Consider the following 265-nt stretch of genomic DNA (forward strand, 5'->3'; position numbering starts at 1 on the left):
AGTCGGCTTTTGGCGCATAGCTGTAGCTGCCATCCGGATTGACGGTAACCGTGCCATGCGACGGATCGCTGGCCTTGGTGTAGGTAACGGTGTCGCCATCCACATCACTCGCGGGTGGCAGATTGCCAGTCTTGACCGTGTCTTCAGGCGTGGTAATCGTGGTGCCGCTGCCGACTGGCGCATCGTTGACCGGATCGATCACGATATTGACCACATAGGTATTGCTGCCGCCCTTGCCATCGCTGATGGTGTAGCTGAAGCTGTC

The 265-nt window shown here is 58.1% G+C and carries 1 protein-coding gene; it reads right to left on the reverse strand.

Translation table 11 applies throughout. The features are described from left to right. On the reverse strand, window positions 1-265 hold a 265-nt coding region (locus GCM43_RS25960), incomplete at both ends, for an Ig-like domain-containing protein (RefSeq protein WP_193315754.1).

It is taken from the genome of Janthinobacterium aquaticum (assembly GCF_009208565.1).
Classification (GTDB): domain Bacteria; phylum Pseudomonadota; class Gammaproteobacteria; order Burkholderiales; family Burkholderiaceae_D; genus Janthinobacterium.